Here is a 17,230-nt window from a genome sequence, read left to right as displayed (position 1 = left end):
GTGAGCCGTACGCGGCGAGTCGCGTCGTGGTCGCCCGGCGGAGACCGTCTCTTACCGGCGTCTGTGCCCCTTGGATTTCGTGTGACGGGCGGCGGGCTCGCGGCCGGGGGGCTGGCGGGGCTGCCCGTTCGACGGCGGGTGCGGTGGGTTGGGGCGGGCGACCGATTCCCGGTCGAGGCGGATCTGGTCGCCGTGGTGGGTCAGGGTGATCGGCGGGCCCTCCAGGAGCTCGTAGGTGGTCGTCTCTTCCGTGGCGGCGACGCTCAGGAGGCTGCCGCGGTAGCGCAGGCGGAAGGCGAGCCGGGTGATCTCCGGCGGCAGCTTCGGGGCGAACCCCAGCCGCCCCTGGCCGGCGCGCATCCCGCCGAACCCCGTCACGAGGACGATCCACGCCCCGGCCAGCGAAGCCATGTGGACACCGTCGACGGTGTTCTTCTCCAGGTCCTCCAGGTCCATCAGGGCCGCCTCGCCGAGATAGCGGTAGGCCAGGTCGAGGTGCCCCACCTCGGCGGCGATCACCGCCTGGGTGCAGGCGGACAGGGACGAGTCGCGGACCGTCAGGGCCTCGTAGTAGGCGAAGTTCCGCGCCTTGTGGTCGGCGGTGAAGGCGTCGCCGCGCAGGTGCATCGCGAGGACCAGGTCGGCCTGTTTGACCACCTGCTTGCGGTAGAGGTCGAAGTAGGGGAAGTGCAGGAGCAGCGGATACTGGTCGGGCTTGGTGGCGGCGAAGTCCCAGGGCGCGTGCTGGGTGAACGCCTCGTGCTGCGGATGCACGCCCAGGTCCTCGTCGTAGGGGACGGACATCGCGGCGGCGGCGTCGCGCCAGGCGGTGGTCTCCTCGGCGGTGACGCCGAGCCGCTCGGCCTCGTCGGGATGGCGGGCCGCGGTCTCGGCCGCCACGCGCAGGTTCTGCTGGGCCATCAGGTTGGTGTAGACGTTGTTGTCGACGACGGCGCTGTATTCGTCGGGGCCGGTGACCCCGTCGATGCGATACCGTCCGGCCGGGTCGTGATGGCCGAGGGCGCACCACAGCCGGGCCGTGCCGACCAGCAGCGGCAGGCCGGTCTCCCGCTCGAACGACGTGTCATCGGTGGCGTCGACGTACTGGGTGACCGCGTGCGCGATGTCGGCGTTGACGTGGAAGGCCGCGGTGCCGGCCGGCCAGTAGCCCGAACACTCCTCCCCGTGGATGGTCCGCCACGGGAAGGCGGTGCCGTGCAGCCCCAGCTGGGTGGCGCGGGCCCGCGCCAGCGGGACGATGGACCGGCGCCACGACAGCGCGTCGGCGACGGCTCGCGGATAGGTGTAGGTGAGCACCGGCAGGACGAAGATCTCGGTGTCCCAGAACGCGTGCCCGTCGTAGCCCGAGCCGGTCAGCCCTTTGGCGGGTATGGGGCGCTCCTCCAGGCGCGCGGCCGACTGCAGCAGGTGGAACAGCCCGAAACGGACGGCCTGCTGCACCTCGGGGTCGCCCTCCACCTCGACGTCAGCGCCGTTCCAGAAGTCGTCGAGGAAGCGCCGCTGGTCGGCGCACAGACCGTCCCACCCGGCCAGCCGGGCGGCGGCGAGCGCCGCGACGACCTGATCGTGCGTGGCGGCCCGCGAACGCCGCACCGACCACCCGTAGGAGAAGTACTTGACCAGTCTCAGCGGCCGTCCGGGGGCGAGGTTCGTGGCGACGGTGAGCCGGCTGACATCGCCGCTGCCGTCGGCGTCGACCAGGGTGCCGTCCGGCCCGTCGATCTCGTGGCTCATGCCGGCGGCCACCCGTATCCCGCTGACCCGGGTGCGGTGCACCATGATCGCCGGGCCGTTCTTGTTCGGGACGTTCTCCTCCAGCACCAGCGGCGACCGCAGCCGCGCGGCCGCCCGCGGGTCGTCGTCCGTGGTCTCCTGGGTCTCGTTGGCCACCAGCTCCGACTGCACGACGACGCGCAACGGCTCGTCGACCGCCTCGACCTCGTACCGGATCGCGGCGACGGCGCGGTGGGTGAAGGACACCAGCCGGGTGGAGGTGACCCGCACCCGCGTGCCCGTCGGCGAGCTCCACAGGACGGTGCGCGTCAGGGTGCCGGCGCGCAGGTCGAGGACCCGTTCGTGCTCGTGCACCGTCCCGTAGCGCACGTCGAAGGGCTCGTCGTTGACCAGCAGCCGGATCACCTTGCCGTTGGTCACGTTCACCACCGTCTGCCCGGACTCGGGGTAGCCGTAGCCCGCCTCCGCGTACGGCAGCGGCCTCAGCTCGTACAGCCCGTTGAGGTAGGTGCCTGGCTCACCGTGCGGCTCGCCCTCGTCCAGGTTGCCGCGCAGGCCGATGTGCCCGTTCGACAGCGCGAACACCGACTCGCTCTGCGCCAGCACGTCCAGGTCCAGCCGGCGCTCCCGCACCGACCACGGCTCGATGGCGAACGCGGGATGCCGGATCATCGCCGGCCCTCCGACTTCAGCAGGTCGGCCAGGTCGCCGACGACGACGTCGGCGCCGTGCTCGCGCAGCGCGTCCGCCTGCCCCTTCCGGTCGACGCCGACGACGAAGCCGAAACCTCCGGCCCGGCCGGCCGCCACTCCGGCCAGCGCGTCCTCGAACACCGCCGCCTGCGACGGCTTCAGCCCCAGCGCCTCGGCGCCCGCCACGTACATGTCCGGGGCGGGCTTGCCCGCCAGGTGCCGCTCGCGGGCGACCACCCCGTCGATCCGCGCCTCGAAGTGTCCGGCGATCCCGGCGGCGGCCAGGATGTGCGCGGCGTTGGCGCTCGACGACACCACCGCCCTGCGCAGCCCCGCGTCCTCGGCGGCCTGCACGTATCGGACGGAGCCGGGGAACACCTGCACGCCGTCCCTGTCGAGTATGGCCTGCACCAGGGCGTTCTTCCGGTTGCTCAACCCGTACAGGGTCTGCGCGTCCTGCGGGTCGTCCGGCTTGCCCTCCGGGAGGCTGATCCCGCGCGCCTCCAGGAAGCTCCGGGTCCCGTCGAGCCGTTTCTTGCCGTCGACGTAGCGGTCATAGTCGGCCACCGCGTCGAACGGCACGAAAGGGGTGCCGGTGCGGTCTGCCCGGTCGCGCAGGAAGTCGTCGAACATCGACTTCCACGCGGCGGCGTGCACGGTGGCGGTGCGGGTGAGCACGCCGTCCATGTCGAACAGGCACCCGCGCACCCCGTCAGGCATCCCCAGCATGATCCCCCCGATCAGCGCCATGCGGCCCGACCTGCGACTTACCCCCTCTCCCGCTCTTGTCACCCGGGCCGGAGACGTCAGGCCGCGGACGGCGGCACCGGTTATCGGGGAGCCGGGGCGGACCACTCGACCAGCGGCGGGCGGACCGCGGCGCACAACGGGTGACCCCGGGCATCGGTCAGCCCCAGCCGCGCCACCAGCAACCCGTGGCCCGCCGCGGCGTCCAGCACGTCAGGGGGGACGCCGTCGAACAGCAGCTTCGCCCGCCGGAACATCGAGAACCCCCCGGCGTCGTCGGCCGACATCCAGGACAGGTAGACGAACCGGCCGCCCGGCCCGCCCTGGACGAACGGGCCCCGGAGATCCCAGCCGGACTCCCCGCGGGTCGCGGTCACTTCCAGCTCCCAGACGGCTGAAGGGGCGTCCGCGGGGAACGTGCCCGTCAACTCGCCGGGGCGCGCCCGCCGTTGCACGCCGACGTGGATGTCGCGGACCCCGGGAAGCCCGCATTCGAGCCCTGGCAGATCGGACGCCTCGATACGGAGCAGCATGCCGGCATCATGCCCCGGCCCTACGACAGAACCGGCCCCGCGCCGGCATCAGCCCCGGCACGCGGGGCAACCTCCGCTTTCGGGCGGCGCGGAGTAACCCTCGGGCAGGAGGAAGGCCAGGATGCGATGGCCTTCCCCGGCGCGCACCGGAGCGAGCGTGGTGATGGTCAGCTGGACGTGACGGTCGTCGGCGCCCGTGTGACCCGGCTCGCGGAAGAGCATCGGCCTGGACGGGCCCTGCACGAGCAGCTCGGTGCCGCCGGCCCAGAGGCGTTCGGCGTCGGGGCTCCGCTCGCGCAGGTCGTCCACCACGGCCATGAGCTCGTGGCCGCGCGGTGACCGCATCGCCCGGCCGCGGACCAGCGACATCAGCGCCGTCGCCTCGCGCTCCCACTCGACCATGACGTGCTTGGAGTGCTCGTGCAGGAAGAACCAGTGGAGGATCGTCCGCTCGCCCTCGGGCATGGCGGTGAAGTCGCAGATCCAGCGGGCGAACGCGGAGTTCTGGCTCTGGACGTTCCACAACCCGTCGGTCACGTACGCGGGGTGCGGTTCGAGAGCGCTCACCAGGCGGTGCAGGGCCGGGTCGGGCTCGACGGCGCCGTCAGGCTCGGGAGGAGGGGTGCCGTTCGCCAGATACCACAGGATGCTGCGCTCGTCCTGACCGAGCTGGAGCGCCGACGCGATGGCTTCGAGCAGCTCGGCGGTGGGGCGGTGTTCGGCGCCCTGCTCCAGCGCGCTGATGGTGCGGATGGAGTATCCCGTGAGGTAGGCCAGGTCCTCCTGGGTGAGGGAGTCACGGCGGCGGGAACGTCGCGGGGGAAGGCCCACCTGGCTCAGGGTGATCCTGGCGCGGCGCTCGCGCAGGAACTGGCCGAGGAGCTCGCGGCTCTTGTGCAAGCGCTCCCCCCTTGCCGCGTCAAGCAGGAAATGGCGTTGCCGGTAACGGTATCGCCGGTAACGGCGTCCCGGGAACTCAGTTTGCCCTGGTGCCTCGGCGACCCCCTGATCAACATGGTCGACATGACAATCATTGAGGCAATGACGCGGAGACGCCCGCCGCTGCTCACCGCCGGGATGCTCGCGGCGCCCATCTGGATCGTGCTCGCCGCAACCCAGGCGGCCACCCGAACGGGCTTCGACCTGATCCGGCACCCGATCAGCATGCTCTCGCTGGGCGACCTCGGCTGGATCCAGGTCTCCAGCTTCCTGGTGACCGGTGTGATGACCCTGTGCGGTGCGGCGGGGATGCGCCGCGCCGGCTTGGGCGGCGTGTGGGGGCCTCGCCTGCTCGGCCTGCAAGGGCTCGGCCTGATCGTGGCGGGCGTCTTCCCGGCCGATCCGGGCTTCGCGTTTCCTCCTGGTACGCCCGACATGCCGGGGACGATGAGCTCGGTCGGAGCCGTGCATCTGGCGGGGGCCTGCGTCTCGTTCATCGCGATGATCACGTGCTGTTTCGTGCTGAGCCGGCGGTTCGGCGGCACGTCCTGGGCCGTGGCGGGCCGCGCCGGCGGCGTGCTGCTCGCGGTCGGCCTGTGCTGGGGGATGAGCGGCGCGCCGGGCGGGCCGCTCGCCATGTTCGCCGGCGTCGTCGCCGCGTGGGCCTGGATCGCGGTGACCATGTCCAAACTGGAGAAGGCCGTACGGGCCTGACAAGTCGTCATACGAGAGGGAGAGTCATATGTCGTTCCAGGCTTATCTGGACAACATCGAGACGAAGACCGGGCTGACGCCCCGCGAGTTCGTCGAGCTCGCGAAGGAACGCGGGTTCGACGACCCGTCCGTGAAGGCCGGCACGATCGTCGAGTGGCTCAAGCAGGACCACGGGCTGGGCCGCGGGCACGCGATGGCGCTGGTACACGTGATCAAGAAGGGCCCGGCGATCGACGCCAAGCATGTCGGCAGCACCGGAACCCACCGGGACGAGTCCGACACCCTGTGGCTGGACGGAAAGGACAACCGGCCCTGATCCAGCCGGCGGCTCACCCATCGGTGGCCGCTAGGCGTGTCCCGTTCGAAAACCGGTGACCGGTGGTTACCGTAATGGTGCGCTGATGTCACTGGTCCGCGGCCGGGCGATGCGGTCGCCGCGCGGCCACGAGCTGACGGCCGTGGTGGACGACCTCCGCGATCGCAGATCGGACGCCGAACGCATCTGGGCGGGCGGCACCGATCTGCTCGTCCAGGGCCGTCCAGGCCGATGCTCTTCCGCGAGCCCGGCCACACCGACCCCCGCCGGCCGGACGACGAGGACCATCACGTCCGGTTGACCATCACCACGCTCGCTCCGGTGCCGGCTGTCTGACCCGGGGCCCGGGGTTCACGGGGCGACCAGCAGAGCCGACAGTCTGCGCAGGCCGCGGGAGGTGCGGGCCTTCACGGTGCCGAGCGGCACCCGCAGCCGTTCGGCGATCTCGCGCTGGCTCAGGTCGCCGAAGTAGGCCAGCTCGATCGCCTGCCGCTGGGCGTGCGACAGCTCGGCCAGCGCCCTGCTGAGCCGGTCGCGGTCCGCGAGGTCGTCGACCTCGGAGCGTCCTCGTCCTGGCGGGTCGCCGGCCTCCTCCAGCGGCACCGTGACGGGCCCGCGGCCGCGCAGGTGGTCGACGGCGCGGCGGTGGGCGATGGCGAAGATCCAGGCCGCCAGGCTCCTGGACGGGTCGTACCGCTCGCGCGAGCGCCAGACGTCGGCGAAGACGACCTGCACCAGGTCCTCCACGTCCTGGGCGGGCACGTACCGGCGCAGGTAGGAGCGCACGGCGGGGCCGTGCGCGCGGTAACACCCGCTGAGCGATTCCTCGTCACTGATCCGCATGTCCCTGCCCCTCACCCCAAAAACCTATTCAAAACTTATTCATAGCTGGGCATAGGGGGATGCCACAAGGTCCTCCGGTGAAAGGGCTGCTCAGGCGAGCGTGGCCGTGATGCGCGCGACGGCCTCGGGCAGCGTCGACACCCGGACGACGCCCGGGGGCGGCTCGCCCTGCCAGCCGAGCCCGCCGATGACGATCCGGCACGCCGGACGGAGCCTCGGCAGGGCCGCGAGCGGGGCGGTGTCACCGGTGATCGCCTGCTGCGACCAGACGAACACGACCACCGGGCCGAGCCTCCGCATCGCGTGGGCCAGCGCCGCGTAGGGGGTGCGCGCGCCGAGGACGCGGGTCTGCACGCCCACCTCGCCGAGCGCGGCGGCCAGAGCGTGCACCGGCAGGCTGTGCTGCTCGTCCTCGGCGCAGGCCAGCAGCACCGGACGGCCCTCGTGCGGCGGGACGTCGCGGGCACGGCGCTGCAGCGCCGCCTGGACCCGGTCGGACAGCAGGTGCTCGACGTCGATGCCGGCGCCGGTGTCGTCCTGGCGGCGGCAGATGGCGTCGAAGACGGGGAGCAGGAGCCGCTCCCATGTCCACACCACGCCGTGCCGGGCCAGCGTCTCCTCGACCAGGCCGGAGACCTGGTGGCTGTCGAGCACGAGCGCGGCCCGGGCCAGCGCGGCCGTGGGCGGCCGCCGCGGACCGGCCTCAGAAACGCCGGTCGGGGGTGCGCCGGTCGCGGGGGTGCCGGTCGGGGGTGCGCCGGTTTCCGGGGCGTCGGCGGGGGTCTCCTCCGTGGGCTCCGGCGTCGCGGCGGGAGGCGGGGGCGGCAGCGCCAGGGCGAGCCTCGCGGCCTCCGCCGGCGCCAGGCCGGTGGCGATCAAACGCTTCATCTCGGTCAGCCGCCGCAGGTCGGCGGCGTCGTACCGGCGGTGGCCGCCGGGGGTGCGGCGGCTGGGCCCCAGGCCGTAGCGGAGGTTCCAGGTGCGCAGTGTGGGGGCGGGCACGCCCAGCCGCCGGGAGGCGGCTCCGATGCCGTAGCCCGCGTCCTCCACGTTGTCCGGTGTCTCCTCGACCATGGTCTTCCCGCTGACGTTCGACGTGTCCGACCATCTTTTCGCGGTTCCGGAGCCGCTCGGACGCATGACCAGGCGTGTCCCCCGCGGAAACCCGGTACGCGCTGGTTACCGTGATAGTGCGATTCGAGCTCGCGTGCAACCGGGTCGGGCCCCTCCCGCGAAGACTTCCCATAGCGACAGAAGGGGCTGCGTACATGGACACGGTGATCGCGCGAACCACCCACGTGCGCGAGCAGGTCGACCGGCGGCTGGCGCGGCTGCTGGACCACCAGGTCCGCCGGCTCGGCTTCCTCGCCCCGGCGGAGGTCGGTCTGGTGCGCGAGTACCTGACGGCGTTCGTCCTCGGCGGCGGGAAGAGGCTGCGGCCCGCGTTCGTCTACTGGGGCTACCGGGCGGCCGGCGGCGAGCGGCTGGAGTCGGTGCTGCCCGCGGCCTGCGCCGTGGAGCTGGTGCACGCGGCGGCGCTGCTGCTGGACGACGTGATGGACGAGGCCGGCTCGCGGCGTGGCCGGCCGGCGGCGCACGTCGCGCTGGCCGAGCTGCACCGGCGGTCCGGCTGGCGGGGCGACGCCGACCGGTTCGGCGAGTCAGCGGCGACCCTGCTCGCGCTGCTCGCGCTGAGCTGGGCCGACGCCGCGCTGCTGGATACGGGGCCGCACCTGGGGCCCTCGCTCGACGTCCTCACCCGGCTGCGGGTGGAGGCGATCGGCGGCCAGTATCTTGACCTGGCCTGTACGGCCGGGGCCCGGACGGGTGACGAGCCGTCGCGGGTGATCTCGCTCTACAAGTCGGGCAAGTACACCGTCGAGCGGCCCCTGCACCTCGGTCACGCCGTCGCGGACGGCTGTCCCGAGACGCGCCGCACGCTGAGCGCGTACGCCCTCCCCCTGGGCGAGGCGTTCCAGCTCAGGGACGACGTCAACGGCGTGTTCGCCGACCCGGCGCGCACCGGCAAGCCCTCGGGAGCGGACCTGCTCCAGGGCAAGGCGACCTACCTGCTCGCCTACGCCCGGCGCGAGACGGGCAGCGCGCTCCTGGACGACATCACCGACCAGCGGGGGGTGGAGGCGGCGCGCGAGCTGATCGTGGAGTGCGGAGCGCTGGACGCGGCGGAGCGGCGCATCGCCACGCTGGTCGACGAGGCGGTCACAGCGCTGGACCGGCCGCCCGGCATCCCGCACGAAGCCAGGACGGCGCTGGTGGACCTGGCCGCCCAGTGCACGGAAAGGGACTTCTGATGAGCCCCGTGGTCGTCGTCGGCGCGGGCCTGGGCGGGCTGTCGGCCGCCATCCACCTGGCCGCGGCCGGTCGCGAGGTCACCGTGGTCGAGGCCCTCGGCGAGCCCGGCGGCTGCTGCGGAACGACCCGCCTCGGGGCGTACCGCTTCGACACCGGTCCGTCCGTGCTCACCATGCCGGGCGTGCTCGCGGAGGTCTTCGGGGCGGCCGGGCAGGAGCTGCGGCACTGGCTGCCGCTGCGCCGGCTGGATCCCTCGTACCGGATGGTCTTCGACGACGGGTCGCGGCTGGACGTGCGGGCGGAGCGGGAGGCGATGGCGGAGCAGGTCCGCGCGGTGTGCGGGCCGGCGGAGGCGGCCCGCTACGAGCGCTACCGGAGCCTGCTCGACGAACTGTTCCGCGTCGAGTGGCCCGCGTTCATCGACGCGGACATGACCCGGCTGCGCGCCCTGGCCCGGCCGGCCGCGCTGCTGCGGCTGGCCCGGCTGGGCGGGTTCCGCCGGCTGGACCGCCTGGCGGCCCGCCACCTGACGGACCCTCGGCTGATCAAGGCGCACACGTTCCAGTCCCTGTACGTGGGGCTGTCGCCGCAGCGCGCGCTGGGCATCTACGCCGTCATCGCGCACATGGACACGGTCGGCGGCGTGTACTTCCCTCGGCACGGCGGCATGCACGCCATCCCGGCGGCCATGGCGGCGTTGCTGGAGAAGCTGGGCGCGGACCTCCGCTACGGCGTGCCCGCCGACCGGGTCGAGACGGACGGCGACGGTGTCACCGGCGTGCTGCTGCGGGACGGCGAGCGGCTGGCGGCCCGGCACGTGGTCGTCGCCTGCGATCGGCTGGCGGCTCGGCGGCTGCTGCCCTCCCGCGCGGGCGACTGGCGGCTGCGCCGTCCGCGCCACTCCCCGTCGTGCCTGGTGATGCACGTCGGCCTGGACCGCCCGCCGACCGGCCAGGCGCACCACACGCTGCACTTCGGCCGGGACTGGAACGAGACGTTCACCGCTCTGGAGGCGGGCCGGCCGCAGCCCGACCCGAGCCTGCTGGTCACCTGCCCGGCGCCGGACGGCGAGGCCGCGCCGGACGGGCACGCCACCCTCAGCGTCCTGGAACCCGCGCCCAACCTGCGGCACACCGACTGGGACCGGCTGCGCCCCCGGCTGGAGTCCCGGCTGCTCGACCGCATGGCGCGACTCGGCTACGGCGACCTGTCGGGCGCGCCCCGGCTGGTGCTGGACCCGCCCGCCTGGGCGGCGCGCGGCCACACCGCGGGCACCCCGTTCGCGCTGGACCACCGCTTCACCCAGACGGCGTGGCTGCGCCCCTCCGCCGTGGCCCGGCGGGTGCCGGGGCTGCACTTCGCCGGCATGTACACCGCGCCCGGAGTCGGGGTGCCGCCCGTGCTGATCTCCGGCCGGCTCGCCGCCGAACGCATCCTCAAGGAGACCCGTTGACGCTCACCGCCAGCTACGAACGCTGCCGGCGGCTCCACGCCCGCTACGGCCGCTCCTACTACCTGGCCACCCGGCTGCTGCCGCGATGGAAGCGGAGGCACGTGCACGCGCTGTACGGCTTCGCCCGGTACGCCGACGAGATCGTCGACTCGTTCACGATGACCGCCGACCGGGCCCGCGCGCTGGACGCCCTGACCGTCAAGGTCGAGGCCGGGCTCGCCGGGGCGAAGAAGGACGATCCGGTGCTGCCCGCGTTCCTGCACACCGTCCACTCCTTCGGCATCGGCCACGACGACATCGCGGTCTTCCTCGCGTCCATGCGCGCGGACCTGTCGGTGACCCGGTACGCGACCTACGACGACCTGCTCGGCTACATGGCCGGATCGGCCGCCGCCATCGGCACGATGATGCTGCCGGTGCTGGAGGCGACGCCCGGCCGCGAGGAGGCGGCCCGCGAGCCCGCCCGCCAGCTCGGCCTGGCGTTCCAGCTCACCAACTTCCTGCGCGACGTGCGCGAGGACCACGCCAGGGGCCGCGTCTACCTGCCGATGGAGGATCTGGACAAGTTCGGGGTGGACCCGGCCGAGCTGGGCGCCCGCCGTACGGGGCCCGCCCTGCGGGACCTGCTCGCCTTCGAGGCGGGGCGCGCCCGCGACCACTACCGCGCCGCCGCAGGGGGGATCGGCCTGCTCGCCGCCTCCTCCCGGCCGTGCGTCCGCGCCGCCTACGCCCTGTACGGCGGCATCCTCGACGAGATCGAGCGCCGGGGCTTCGAGGTCCTGGCGGGCCGGGTACGGGTGCCGCGCCGGCGCAAGGCGGCCGTGTTCGCCCGCCACCTGCTGGCCTCCGCCGAGGCGAGCAGGGCCGAGCGCCGCGTCAGCGTGGAACTCCCATGACCGCCGGCCTTTCCATGGCTCCGCCTGTTGTCCTGGACGCGATGGGTGGGGACCACGGGCCGGTGGCGACGGTCGCCGGGGCCGTGGCAGCGTGGCGGCGGCACGGGGTGCCCGTCGTCCTGGTCGGCGCGCGGGACCGGGTGGAGCGTGAGCTGCGCGGGCACGGCGCCGCCGGGGAGATCGCGGTGGTGCACGCCGAGGACACCGTGCCGATGGCCGAGCGCGGCGCCGCCGCGGCGACGCTGACGACGTCGAGCCTGGCCGTGGGCTGCGAGCTGATCAGCCGGGGCGAGGGCGGTGCGTTCGTGTCCGCCGGGTCGACCGGCGCGGTGGTCTCGTGCGCGGTGCGCGGCATCGGCCGGGCCGGCGGGGTGCTGCGGCCGGCCCTGGCCGTGGCCCTGCCCTCGCTGACGGGTGGAGCCAGCGTGCTGGTGGACGCGGGTGCGACCGCCGACCCCAGCCCGGCCATGATCGCCCAGTTCGCCCAGCTGGGGGCGGCCTACGCGCGGGCCGTGCTGGGCCGTGCCGACCCGGTGGTGGGGCTGCTGTCGATCGGGTCCGAGCCGGGCAAGGGCAACCGGCTGACGCGCCGGGCCGGGGACCTGCTCGCCGCCCTGCCGCTGCGTTTCCACGGCAACGTGGAGGGCCACGACGTGCTGGCGGGCACCGTCGACGTGATCGTCACCGACGGCTTCACCGGCAACATCGTGCTGAAGAACGTCGAGGGGTGCGTCCGCACGGCGCTGGCCATGGTCGCCCAGGCCGGCATCGCCTCCCCGGAACGGCTCGCCGAGGTAGCCCGCCGCTACGACCCGGAGACCCACGGCGGCGCCGCCCTCCTGGGTCTGCGCGGCACGGTCGTCGTCGCCCACGGCTCCTCTCCGGCGGCCACGATCGCCCGCGCCTGCGTGGTGGCGCACGCGCTGTCATCGCAGAACCCGGCGGCCGGCATCGATGCCGTGGCGGTGGAGACGGCGCCATGACCACCGTCGGCGTCCAAGCCGTAACGGTGGAGACATCGTCATGACGTCCTCAGCGCAACGGATCGGCTCCGTCCCAGGTGCCCTCACTGGCGTACGGGGTGAAGCGGGCGAACAGCTCCTCCGCGTACCAGTCGTCGGCCCGCACGCGCTCGATGACCCGCCGGTGCGCCTCGCCCCGGTAGGCGAAGGCGCGCACCGCCTCGCGGTCGCGCCAGAGCGAGAAGGTCGCCTGCCGGGCCAGCGGCCACTCGCCGATGCCGATCGAGGCCAGGCAGCCGTCCTGCCGCCGCAGCAACTCGTCGACCGGCGGCACCGACCGGTAGAACGCGACCAGGCGGCGAGGCCGGATCGACGCCCTCGTGAGCACCGCCACCGGCCCGCCACCCCGGCGCGCCGCGCCCGCCCCGAAGGCCCCCGGAGCCTCGAAAAGTACCCCGGTCGCCTCGCCCCTAAGGGGCTTCCTTGGGGCGTCGCCAGGCACACCGGACCCCAGGAATCCACCCACACCCTGGACCCGCTCGGACCTGAGGGGCTCCCCCGGGATGTCGCCAGTAGCCCCGGACCTGTAAGACCCGCCCATACCCCGAACCCGCTCGGCCCTGTGGGAGTCCCCGGGGGTGTCGCCGGTGTGCGCCGTAGGCTTGGACGGCCCCCTGGGGGTTTCGCTGGGCTTGAGGGGCGGGGGCGGGGCGAAGGGGTCGCGGCCCGACCAGGCGCCGCGCGAGGCCATCGGGGACAGCCGCGCCTGCCAGTATTCGGACGCCTCAGCCCGCCAGCGGGCCGCGATCGGCGAGGCGCGCAGGAACTCGTCCAGATCGTCCTCGCCGCGCCAGACCGCGAACAGCGCCCACCGGCGCAGGTCGGCGCCGAGGGACATGGCCCGGCCGCGGCCGGTGCCGAGCAGCCGCCAGAACAGCAGCCCGCCGGTGCGCCGCAACAACGGCCGGTCGAAGGCCATGTGCCGCATCGCGCGGGCGCTGTCGTACCGGATGAGGTGGAACGACGCGATGGTTGAGGTGGTGGTGTCGGTCATGGCCGGCTACCTGCTCGGCTCGGTGCCGGTGGCGGTCCTGGTGGCGCGGGCGCACGGCGTGGACCCGCGCGACGTCGGCGACCGCAACCCCGGGTACTGGAACGTCAAGGAGCAGCTCGGCCTGCGGGCCGCCGTGCCGGTGTTCGCCGGTGACACGCTCAAGGGCGCGCTGGCCGCCCTCGTGGCGCTCCTGGTCAGCGGCGTCCACACCACCGCGCTCGGCGTCGTCACCGGGGCGAGCGCGCTGCCGGTGTACCTGGCGGTGGCGGCGGCCATGGCGGGGCACGCTTGGCCGATCTTCGCCGGCTTCCGCGGCGGCCGTTCGATCCTGACCTTCGCGGGGGGCGTCGCGGTCATCTGTCCTCCGGCGTTCGTGCTGGCGGTGACGGCGCTGGTGGTCACCGCCGTGGCGCTGCGCTCGTTCGCGGTGGGGGCGCGCCTGGCGGTGTTCGGCGTGCCGGTGCTGCAACTGCTGTTCGCGCCCGTGGAGCTGGTGGCGGCCACCGGGGGGCTGATGTGCCTCATCGGGCTGCGCTTCGGCCAGGCCGCGCTCGCCGAGCGCCGCCGCTGACCTCCGGGTACGTACGACCGCGCCAGGTCCGTACGGGACGCAGCGTCGCCTGGGTGAGCCGGAACGCGGCGGCGGGGTCGAGCAGCGGCGACAGCAGCAGGCCCAGGCCGGGGGCGCGGTAGCTGCCGCGCAGCGCGCCTGTGAGCAGCAGCCGCGCCGCCAGCAGCGCCGTGTCCAGACGGGTGGGGCGGCCGACCGCCAGTCGGAGCACCGGCAGCGCCCCGGTCAGCCAGATGACGGCCAGGTCGGCCGCCTGCCAGCCGGGGCCCGTGACGTCGCGCAGCGGGAGCGAGCGGCCCCACTCCCGCCACAGCTCGCCTACCGAGTCGTGCATGTCGACCTCCAGCAGGCCGCCCGCGTCCAGGAAGCCGACCGTCCAGCCCTGCCCCGCCAGGCGCCTGGCCAGCGCCACGTCGTCGGTCATCCGGTCGCGTACCAGCGCGAACCCGTCCGCTTCTGCCATCCGGGCGCGCCGGAAGGCCATGCACTGGCCGTTGGCGACGGCGCGGTGCGGCGGCGGCGGGCTCGCCGGGCCGACGGGCCCGAACCGGTAGACCAGCGTCGCCAGCATGGAGGCGTGCAGGGCCTGTTCGAGCACGCCGTCGCAGACGAACCGGGGGCCGGCGCTCACCAGGTCGTACCGCTCCAGCGTGGCCGCCAGCGCGCCGAACAGGCCGGGCCCCGGCCGGGCGTCGGCGTCCAGGGTGACCACGACCTCGCCGCCGGCCGCCGCCACCCCCTGGCGCAGCGCCCACTGCTTGCCCACCCACCCGCCGGGCAGCGGCTCGCCGGTGACGACCTTGGCCCCGGCCGCTGCCGCCACCTCGGCCGTACCGTCGCGGGAGCCGTCGTCGACCACGATCACCTCGGTGACGGCGGGGTCGGAGAGCGCGGCCCGCAGGCACGGCCCGATCCTGGCTTCCTCGTCGCGCGCCGGGATCACCACGGAGATCGTCACGCCCGCGTCCCGGCGCGGCCGGAGCGGCGGAAGCCGCCGCCGCCCCCGCGCGAGCCTGGCGAGCGCCACCCCGGCGGCGACCGCCTGCACGACCGTGAGCGACCTCATCGGGAACCACCTCGCACGTCGCTCGCCGTGGGCCGCCCGGTGCGGAAGTCCTGGGCCACCAGGTCGGCCACGATGCGGGCGCCCAGTGTCACCATGGGCAGCCCGCCGCCCGGGTGCGCGGAGCCGCCGACCAGGTACAGGCCGCGCCGGGGGCCGCGGTTGCCGGGGCGCAGGAAGGCCGACAGCCTGCCCCGGTAGGCGCTGCCGTAGATGGCGCCGCCCCAAGCCCCGTAGCGGTCGCGCAGGTCCGCCGGGGTGAAGACGTCGGCGAAGCGCAACCGGCCCGCCAGGTCGTGGCCGCGCTCGGCCAGCCGCTCCAGCACCAGATCCCGGTACGCCGCCACGCTGATCGGCCACCGGCCGGGATCGCGGGCGGGCACGTTGACCAGCATCGTCCAGTTCTCCGCGTCCACCGGGGCCTGCGAGGGGTCGTCCACGGCCGAGCAGCCGACGTAGATCGTCGGGTCGAGCGGCGGGTTCCCCCGTTCGAAGACGTCGGCGAACTCCCGTTCGTAGTCGGCCGAGAACAGCACCGCATGGTGCGGCAGGCCGGGCGTGCGCCCCTCCACGCCGGCCAGCACCAGCAGCGCCGACGACGAGCGCCCCAGCCGGGCGATCCTGCGCAGCCGCCCACGGTCGGGCAGCAGGCGGCCGTACAGCGCGGCGGCGTCGGTGTTGGCCACCACGACGTCCGACCGGACCCTCTCCCCGCTCGCCAGCCGGACCCCCGTGACGGCGGAGCCACCGGCCTCGACCGCCGCGACCGGCTCGGACAGGAACACCTGCACCCCCGCCGCCTTCAGCAGCAGACCCAGGTCGTCGGCCAGCCGGGCCAGGCCGCCCGGCGCGTACCAGACGCCCTGCCCGTGCTCCAGCGCGGGGACGCACCCCAGCGCGGCGGGCGCGCGGTACGGGCTGGACCCGGCGTAGGTGGCGTAGCGGCCGACGTACTGCCGCAGCCTGGCGTCACGGAAGTAGCGGCGGGCCAGCCCGTCGAGGGTGCGCGCGGGCGCCACGGCCAGCAGGTCGGACAGCCGGGCCTCACCGGGGCGCCGGATCAGCGGCCCGGCGAACACGGTCCGGTCCGCCGCCTCCAGGGCGCCCCTGGCCCAGCCGTGGAAGGCCCGCCAGGCCCGCCCCTCGCCGGGGGCCAGCCGCTCCACCTCCGCGGCCATGCGCCCGGGGTCGCGCCGGGCGTCCAGCACCGTGCCGTCGGCGAACCGGTACCGGCACAGCGGGTCAGGTTCGATCAGCTCGCGGTCCAGGCCCAGCTCGCGGAAGAGGCCGGGCATGGTCAGCAGCGACGGCCCCAGGGAGAAGGCGAACCCGTCACGGCGATGCTCGGCCAGCTTGCCGCCCAGCCGGGGCAGCTGCTCGTACAGCCGGACCTCGTGCCCCCGCCGGGCCAGCAGCAGCGCGCACGCCATGCCGCCCACGCCGCCGCCGACCACCGTCACCTCTGCCATGACCGCCTCCAGGCCGGCGCGGCGAACGCGCCCATCGTGATCCCGCCGGCCGCCGCCACCAGCGGGTCGGTCGGGTCGAACACCGCGGCGAAGGCGATCGTCTCCATGACCGCCATGACCGTGTAGACCGCGAGCAGCCCTCGCCCCGGCGCGGCGTCGCCGGCGACGCGCCCGACGACCAGCATGACCAGGGCCGACACCAGCAGCCAGCCGGCGAAGTTGCTCAACGGGATGCCCCGGTAGAAGCCGTCGTCCGCCGCCCACGTCCACAGGCCGAGTCGGACCATCTGCGGGTCGAGGAACAGGTCCCACGCCGTCAGCGCGGCCGCGCCCGCGCAGACGCGCGCCCAGCCGCCGAAGAGGGTGGCGGCGACCGCGTACGCGGCGAGCCCCATGCCGCCCCACGCCATCGCCACCACGACGGGCACGCCGCCCACCTGGGGCCACAGCACGTCGCTGTAGGCGTACTCGCCGAACGGGAACCCGGTCAGCACCCCGACCACCTCGGCCGCGTACCCGGTCAGCACGGCCGCCCCGAACGCGGCCAGCGCCCGGCGCGTCCCCCACGCGCCGGCGGCGAAGGCGACGGCGGACGCGGCGAGCAGCGCCACGATCAGCCCGGTGAACCGTTCCGGCCGCGCGGCCAGCCCGGACGCCACCTGGAGGCCGACCATGGCCAGCAGGGACAGGACTCCCAGGGCGCGGGCCGGCCCGAGGGCCACGCGCCCCGCCTGTTCGCTTCTCGTCTGTTCCACACACTGTCTTTCGAAGCCGTCGCGATCACGGATGCACGTGCCCGATGGCGTCCCAAACGAGCGCCATGGCGGTCCGAGCATCGGGACAAGATTTCCCCGCGCCGCTGTGACCAGGTCCGACGCCGGCCTGCGGGTGGCGTGCGGCGACCCGTTGT

The 17,230-nt window shown here is 74.2% G+C and carries 18 protein-coding genes; 8 read left to right on the top strand and 10 right to left on the bottom strand.

Features of this window, described 5'->3' with window-relative positions; translation table 11 throughout:
- Positions 1-51: 51 nt before the first annotated feature.
- The 4 genes from AB0K05_RS12605 to AB0K05_RS12590 form a co-directional block, all read right to left on the bottom strand.
- Positions 52-2,427 (bottom strand): glycosyl hydrolase family 65 protein, encoded by a 2,376-nt coding sequence (locus tag AB0K05_RS12605; protein WP_364228932.1) that lies wholly within the window; start codon positions 2,425-2,427, stop codon positions 52-54.
- The gene (locus AB0K05_RS12600) at positions 2,424-3,197 is read right to left on the bottom strand and encodes a beta-phosphoglucomutase family hydrolase (RefSeq protein WP_364228930.1); all 774 of its coding nucleotides are present in this window, start codon (positions 3,195-3,197) and stop codon (positions 2,424-2,426) included. The genes AB0K05_RS12605 and AB0K05_RS12600 overlap by 4 nt, the downstream gene beginning before the upstream one ends.
- A gap of 80 nt (positions 3,198-3,277) precedes the next feature.
- The gene (locus tag AB0K05_RS12595; RefSeq protein WP_364228928.1) at positions 3,278-3,727 is read right to left on the bottom strand and encodes a DUF5990 family protein; all 450 of its coding nucleotides are present in this window, start codon (positions 3,725-3,727) and stop codon (positions 3,278-3,280) included.
- A 48-nt stretch (positions 3,728-3,775) separates the two neighbouring features.
- Complete coding sequence (locus AB0K05_RS12590) at positions 3,776-4,627, bottom strand: helix-turn-helix transcriptional regulator (RefSeq protein WP_364228926.1); 852 nt, start codon at positions 4,625-4,627, stop codon at positions 3,776-3,778.
- A gap of 141 nt (positions 4,628-4,768) precedes the next feature.
- Here AB0K05_RS12590 and AB0K05_RS12585 point away from each other — a divergent pair, with 141 nt between their 5' ends.
- From AB0K05_RS12585 to AB0K05_RS12575, 3 genes are all read left to right on the top strand, one after another.
- On the top strand, positions 4,769-5,380 hold the full coding sequence (locus AB0K05_RS12585) for a DUF998 domain-containing protein (protein WP_364228924.1): 612 nt from the start codon (positions 4,769-4,771) through the stop codon (positions 5,378-5,380).
- A 28-nt stretch (positions 5,381-5,408) separates the two neighbouring features.
- Complete coding sequence (locus AB0K05_RS12580) at positions 5,409-5,696, top strand: DUF4287 domain-containing protein (RefSeq protein WP_271275522.1); 288 nt, start codon at positions 5,409-5,411, stop codon at positions 5,694-5,696.
- A gap of 85 nt (positions 5,697-5,781) precedes the next feature.
- Complete coding sequence (locus AB0K05_RS12575) at positions 5,782-5,997, top strand: hypothetical protein (RefSeq protein WP_271275523.1); 216 nt, start codon at positions 5,782-5,784, stop codon at positions 5,995-5,997.
- A 50-nt stretch (positions 5,998-6,047) separates the two neighbouring features.
- Here the strand turns inward: AB0K05_RS12575 and AB0K05_RS12570 are convergent, their stop codons facing one another.
- Positions 6,048-6,539, bottom strand: a complete 492-nt coding sequence (locus AB0K05_RS12570; protein ID WP_364228921.1) for an RNA polymerase sigma factor — start codon at positions 6,537-6,539, stop codon at positions 6,048-6,050.
- Between the two features lie 90 nt (positions 6,540-6,629).
- Positions 6,630-7,613, bottom strand: a complete 984-nt coding sequence (locus AB0K05_RS12565) for a MerR family transcriptional regulator (protein ID WP_364228919.1) — start codon at positions 7,611-7,613, stop codon at positions 6,630-6,632.
- Positions 7,614-7,807: 194 nt separating this feature from the next.
- Here AB0K05_RS12565 and AB0K05_RS12560 point away from each other — a divergent pair, with 194 nt between their 5' ends.
- Genes AB0K05_RS12560 through AB0K05_RS12545 form a run of 4 tightly spaced genes read left to right on the top strand, consistent with a single transcriptional unit; the run spans position 7,808 to position 12,184 of the window.
- A complete protein-coding gene (locus AB0K05_RS12560; RefSeq protein WP_364228917.1) occupies positions 7,808-8,851 on the top strand; it encodes a polyprenyl synthetase family protein in 1,044 nt (347 codons plus the stop codon).
- On the top strand, positions 8,851-10,305 hold the full coding sequence (gene crtI, locus AB0K05_RS12555) for a phytoene desaturase family protein (protein WP_364228915.1): 1,455 nt from the start codon (positions 8,851-8,853) through the stop codon (positions 10,303-10,305). Before AB0K05_RS12560 ends, crtI (AB0K05_RS12555) begins: the two co-directional genes overlap by 1 nt.
- Positions 10,302-11,201, top strand: coding sequence for a phytoene/squalene synthase family protein (locus AB0K05_RS12550; RefSeq protein WP_364228913.1), 900 nt, complete (start codon positions 10,302-10,304; stop codon positions 11,199-11,201). The genes crtI (AB0K05_RS12555) and AB0K05_RS12550 overlap by 4 nt, the downstream gene beginning before the upstream one ends.
- Positions 11,198-12,184 carry a phosphate acyltransferase PlsX gene (locus tag AB0K05_RS12545; RefSeq protein ID WP_364228911.1) on the top strand — a complete coding sequence of 329 codons (987 nt, stop codon included), beginning with the start codon at positions 11,198-11,200 and terminating at the stop codon, positions 12,182-12,184. Before AB0K05_RS12550 ends, AB0K05_RS12545 begins: the two co-directional genes overlap by 4 nt.
- A gap of 49 nt (positions 12,185-12,233) precedes the next feature.
- Here the strand turns inward: AB0K05_RS12545 and AB0K05_RS12540 are convergent, their stop codons facing one another.
- Positions 12,234-13,217, bottom strand: a complete 984-nt coding sequence (locus AB0K05_RS12540; protein WP_364228909.1) for a hypothetical protein — start codon at positions 13,215-13,217, stop codon at positions 12,234-12,236.
- On the opposite strand from AB0K05_RS12540, the gene AB0K05_RS12535 reads away from it, so the two are divergent.
- Positions 13,192-13,788, top strand: coding sequence for a glycerol-3-phosphate acyltransferase (locus AB0K05_RS12535; protein ID WP_364228907.1), 597 nt, complete (start codon positions 13,192-13,194; stop codon positions 13,786-13,788). The genes AB0K05_RS12540 and AB0K05_RS12535 overlap by 26 nt on opposite strands.
- Here AB0K05_RS12535 and AB0K05_RS12530 read toward each other — a convergent pair.
- The 3 genes from AB0K05_RS12530 to AB0K05_RS12520 are packed head-to-tail and all read right to left on the bottom strand — an operon-like array spanning position 13,739 to position 17,075.
- A complete protein-coding gene (locus tag AB0K05_RS12530) occupies positions 13,739-14,854 on the bottom strand; it encodes a glycosyltransferase family 2 protein (protein ID WP_364228905.1) in 1,116 nt (371 codons plus the stop codon). The genes AB0K05_RS12535 and AB0K05_RS12530 overlap by 50 nt on opposite strands.
- On the bottom strand, positions 14,851-16,320 hold the full coding sequence (gene crtI, locus AB0K05_RS12525) for a phytoene desaturase family protein (protein WP_364228903.1): 1,470 nt from the start codon (positions 16,318-16,320) through the stop codon (positions 14,851-14,853). Before crtI (AB0K05_RS12525) ends, AB0K05_RS12530 begins: the two co-directional genes overlap by 4 nt.
- Positions 16,308-17,075: a carotenoid biosynthesis protein gene (locus tag AB0K05_RS12520; protein WP_271275532.1), complete on the bottom strand. Its 768-nt coding sequence runs from the start codon at positions 17,073-17,075 to the stop codon at positions 16,308-16,310. Before AB0K05_RS12520 ends, crtI (AB0K05_RS12525) begins: the two co-directional genes overlap by 13 nt.
- Positions 17,076-17,230 lie beyond the last annotated feature (155 nt).

The organism is Nonomuraea sp. NPDC049486, from assembly GCF_040676925.1.
Classification (GTDB): Bacteria; Actinomycetota; Actinomycetes; order Streptosporangiales; family Streptosporangiaceae; genus Nonomuraea; species Nonomuraea ferruginea.
The sequence above is the reverse complement of the archived record's forward strand: the minus strand, read 5'-3'. Positions and strand labels throughout refer to the sequence as shown.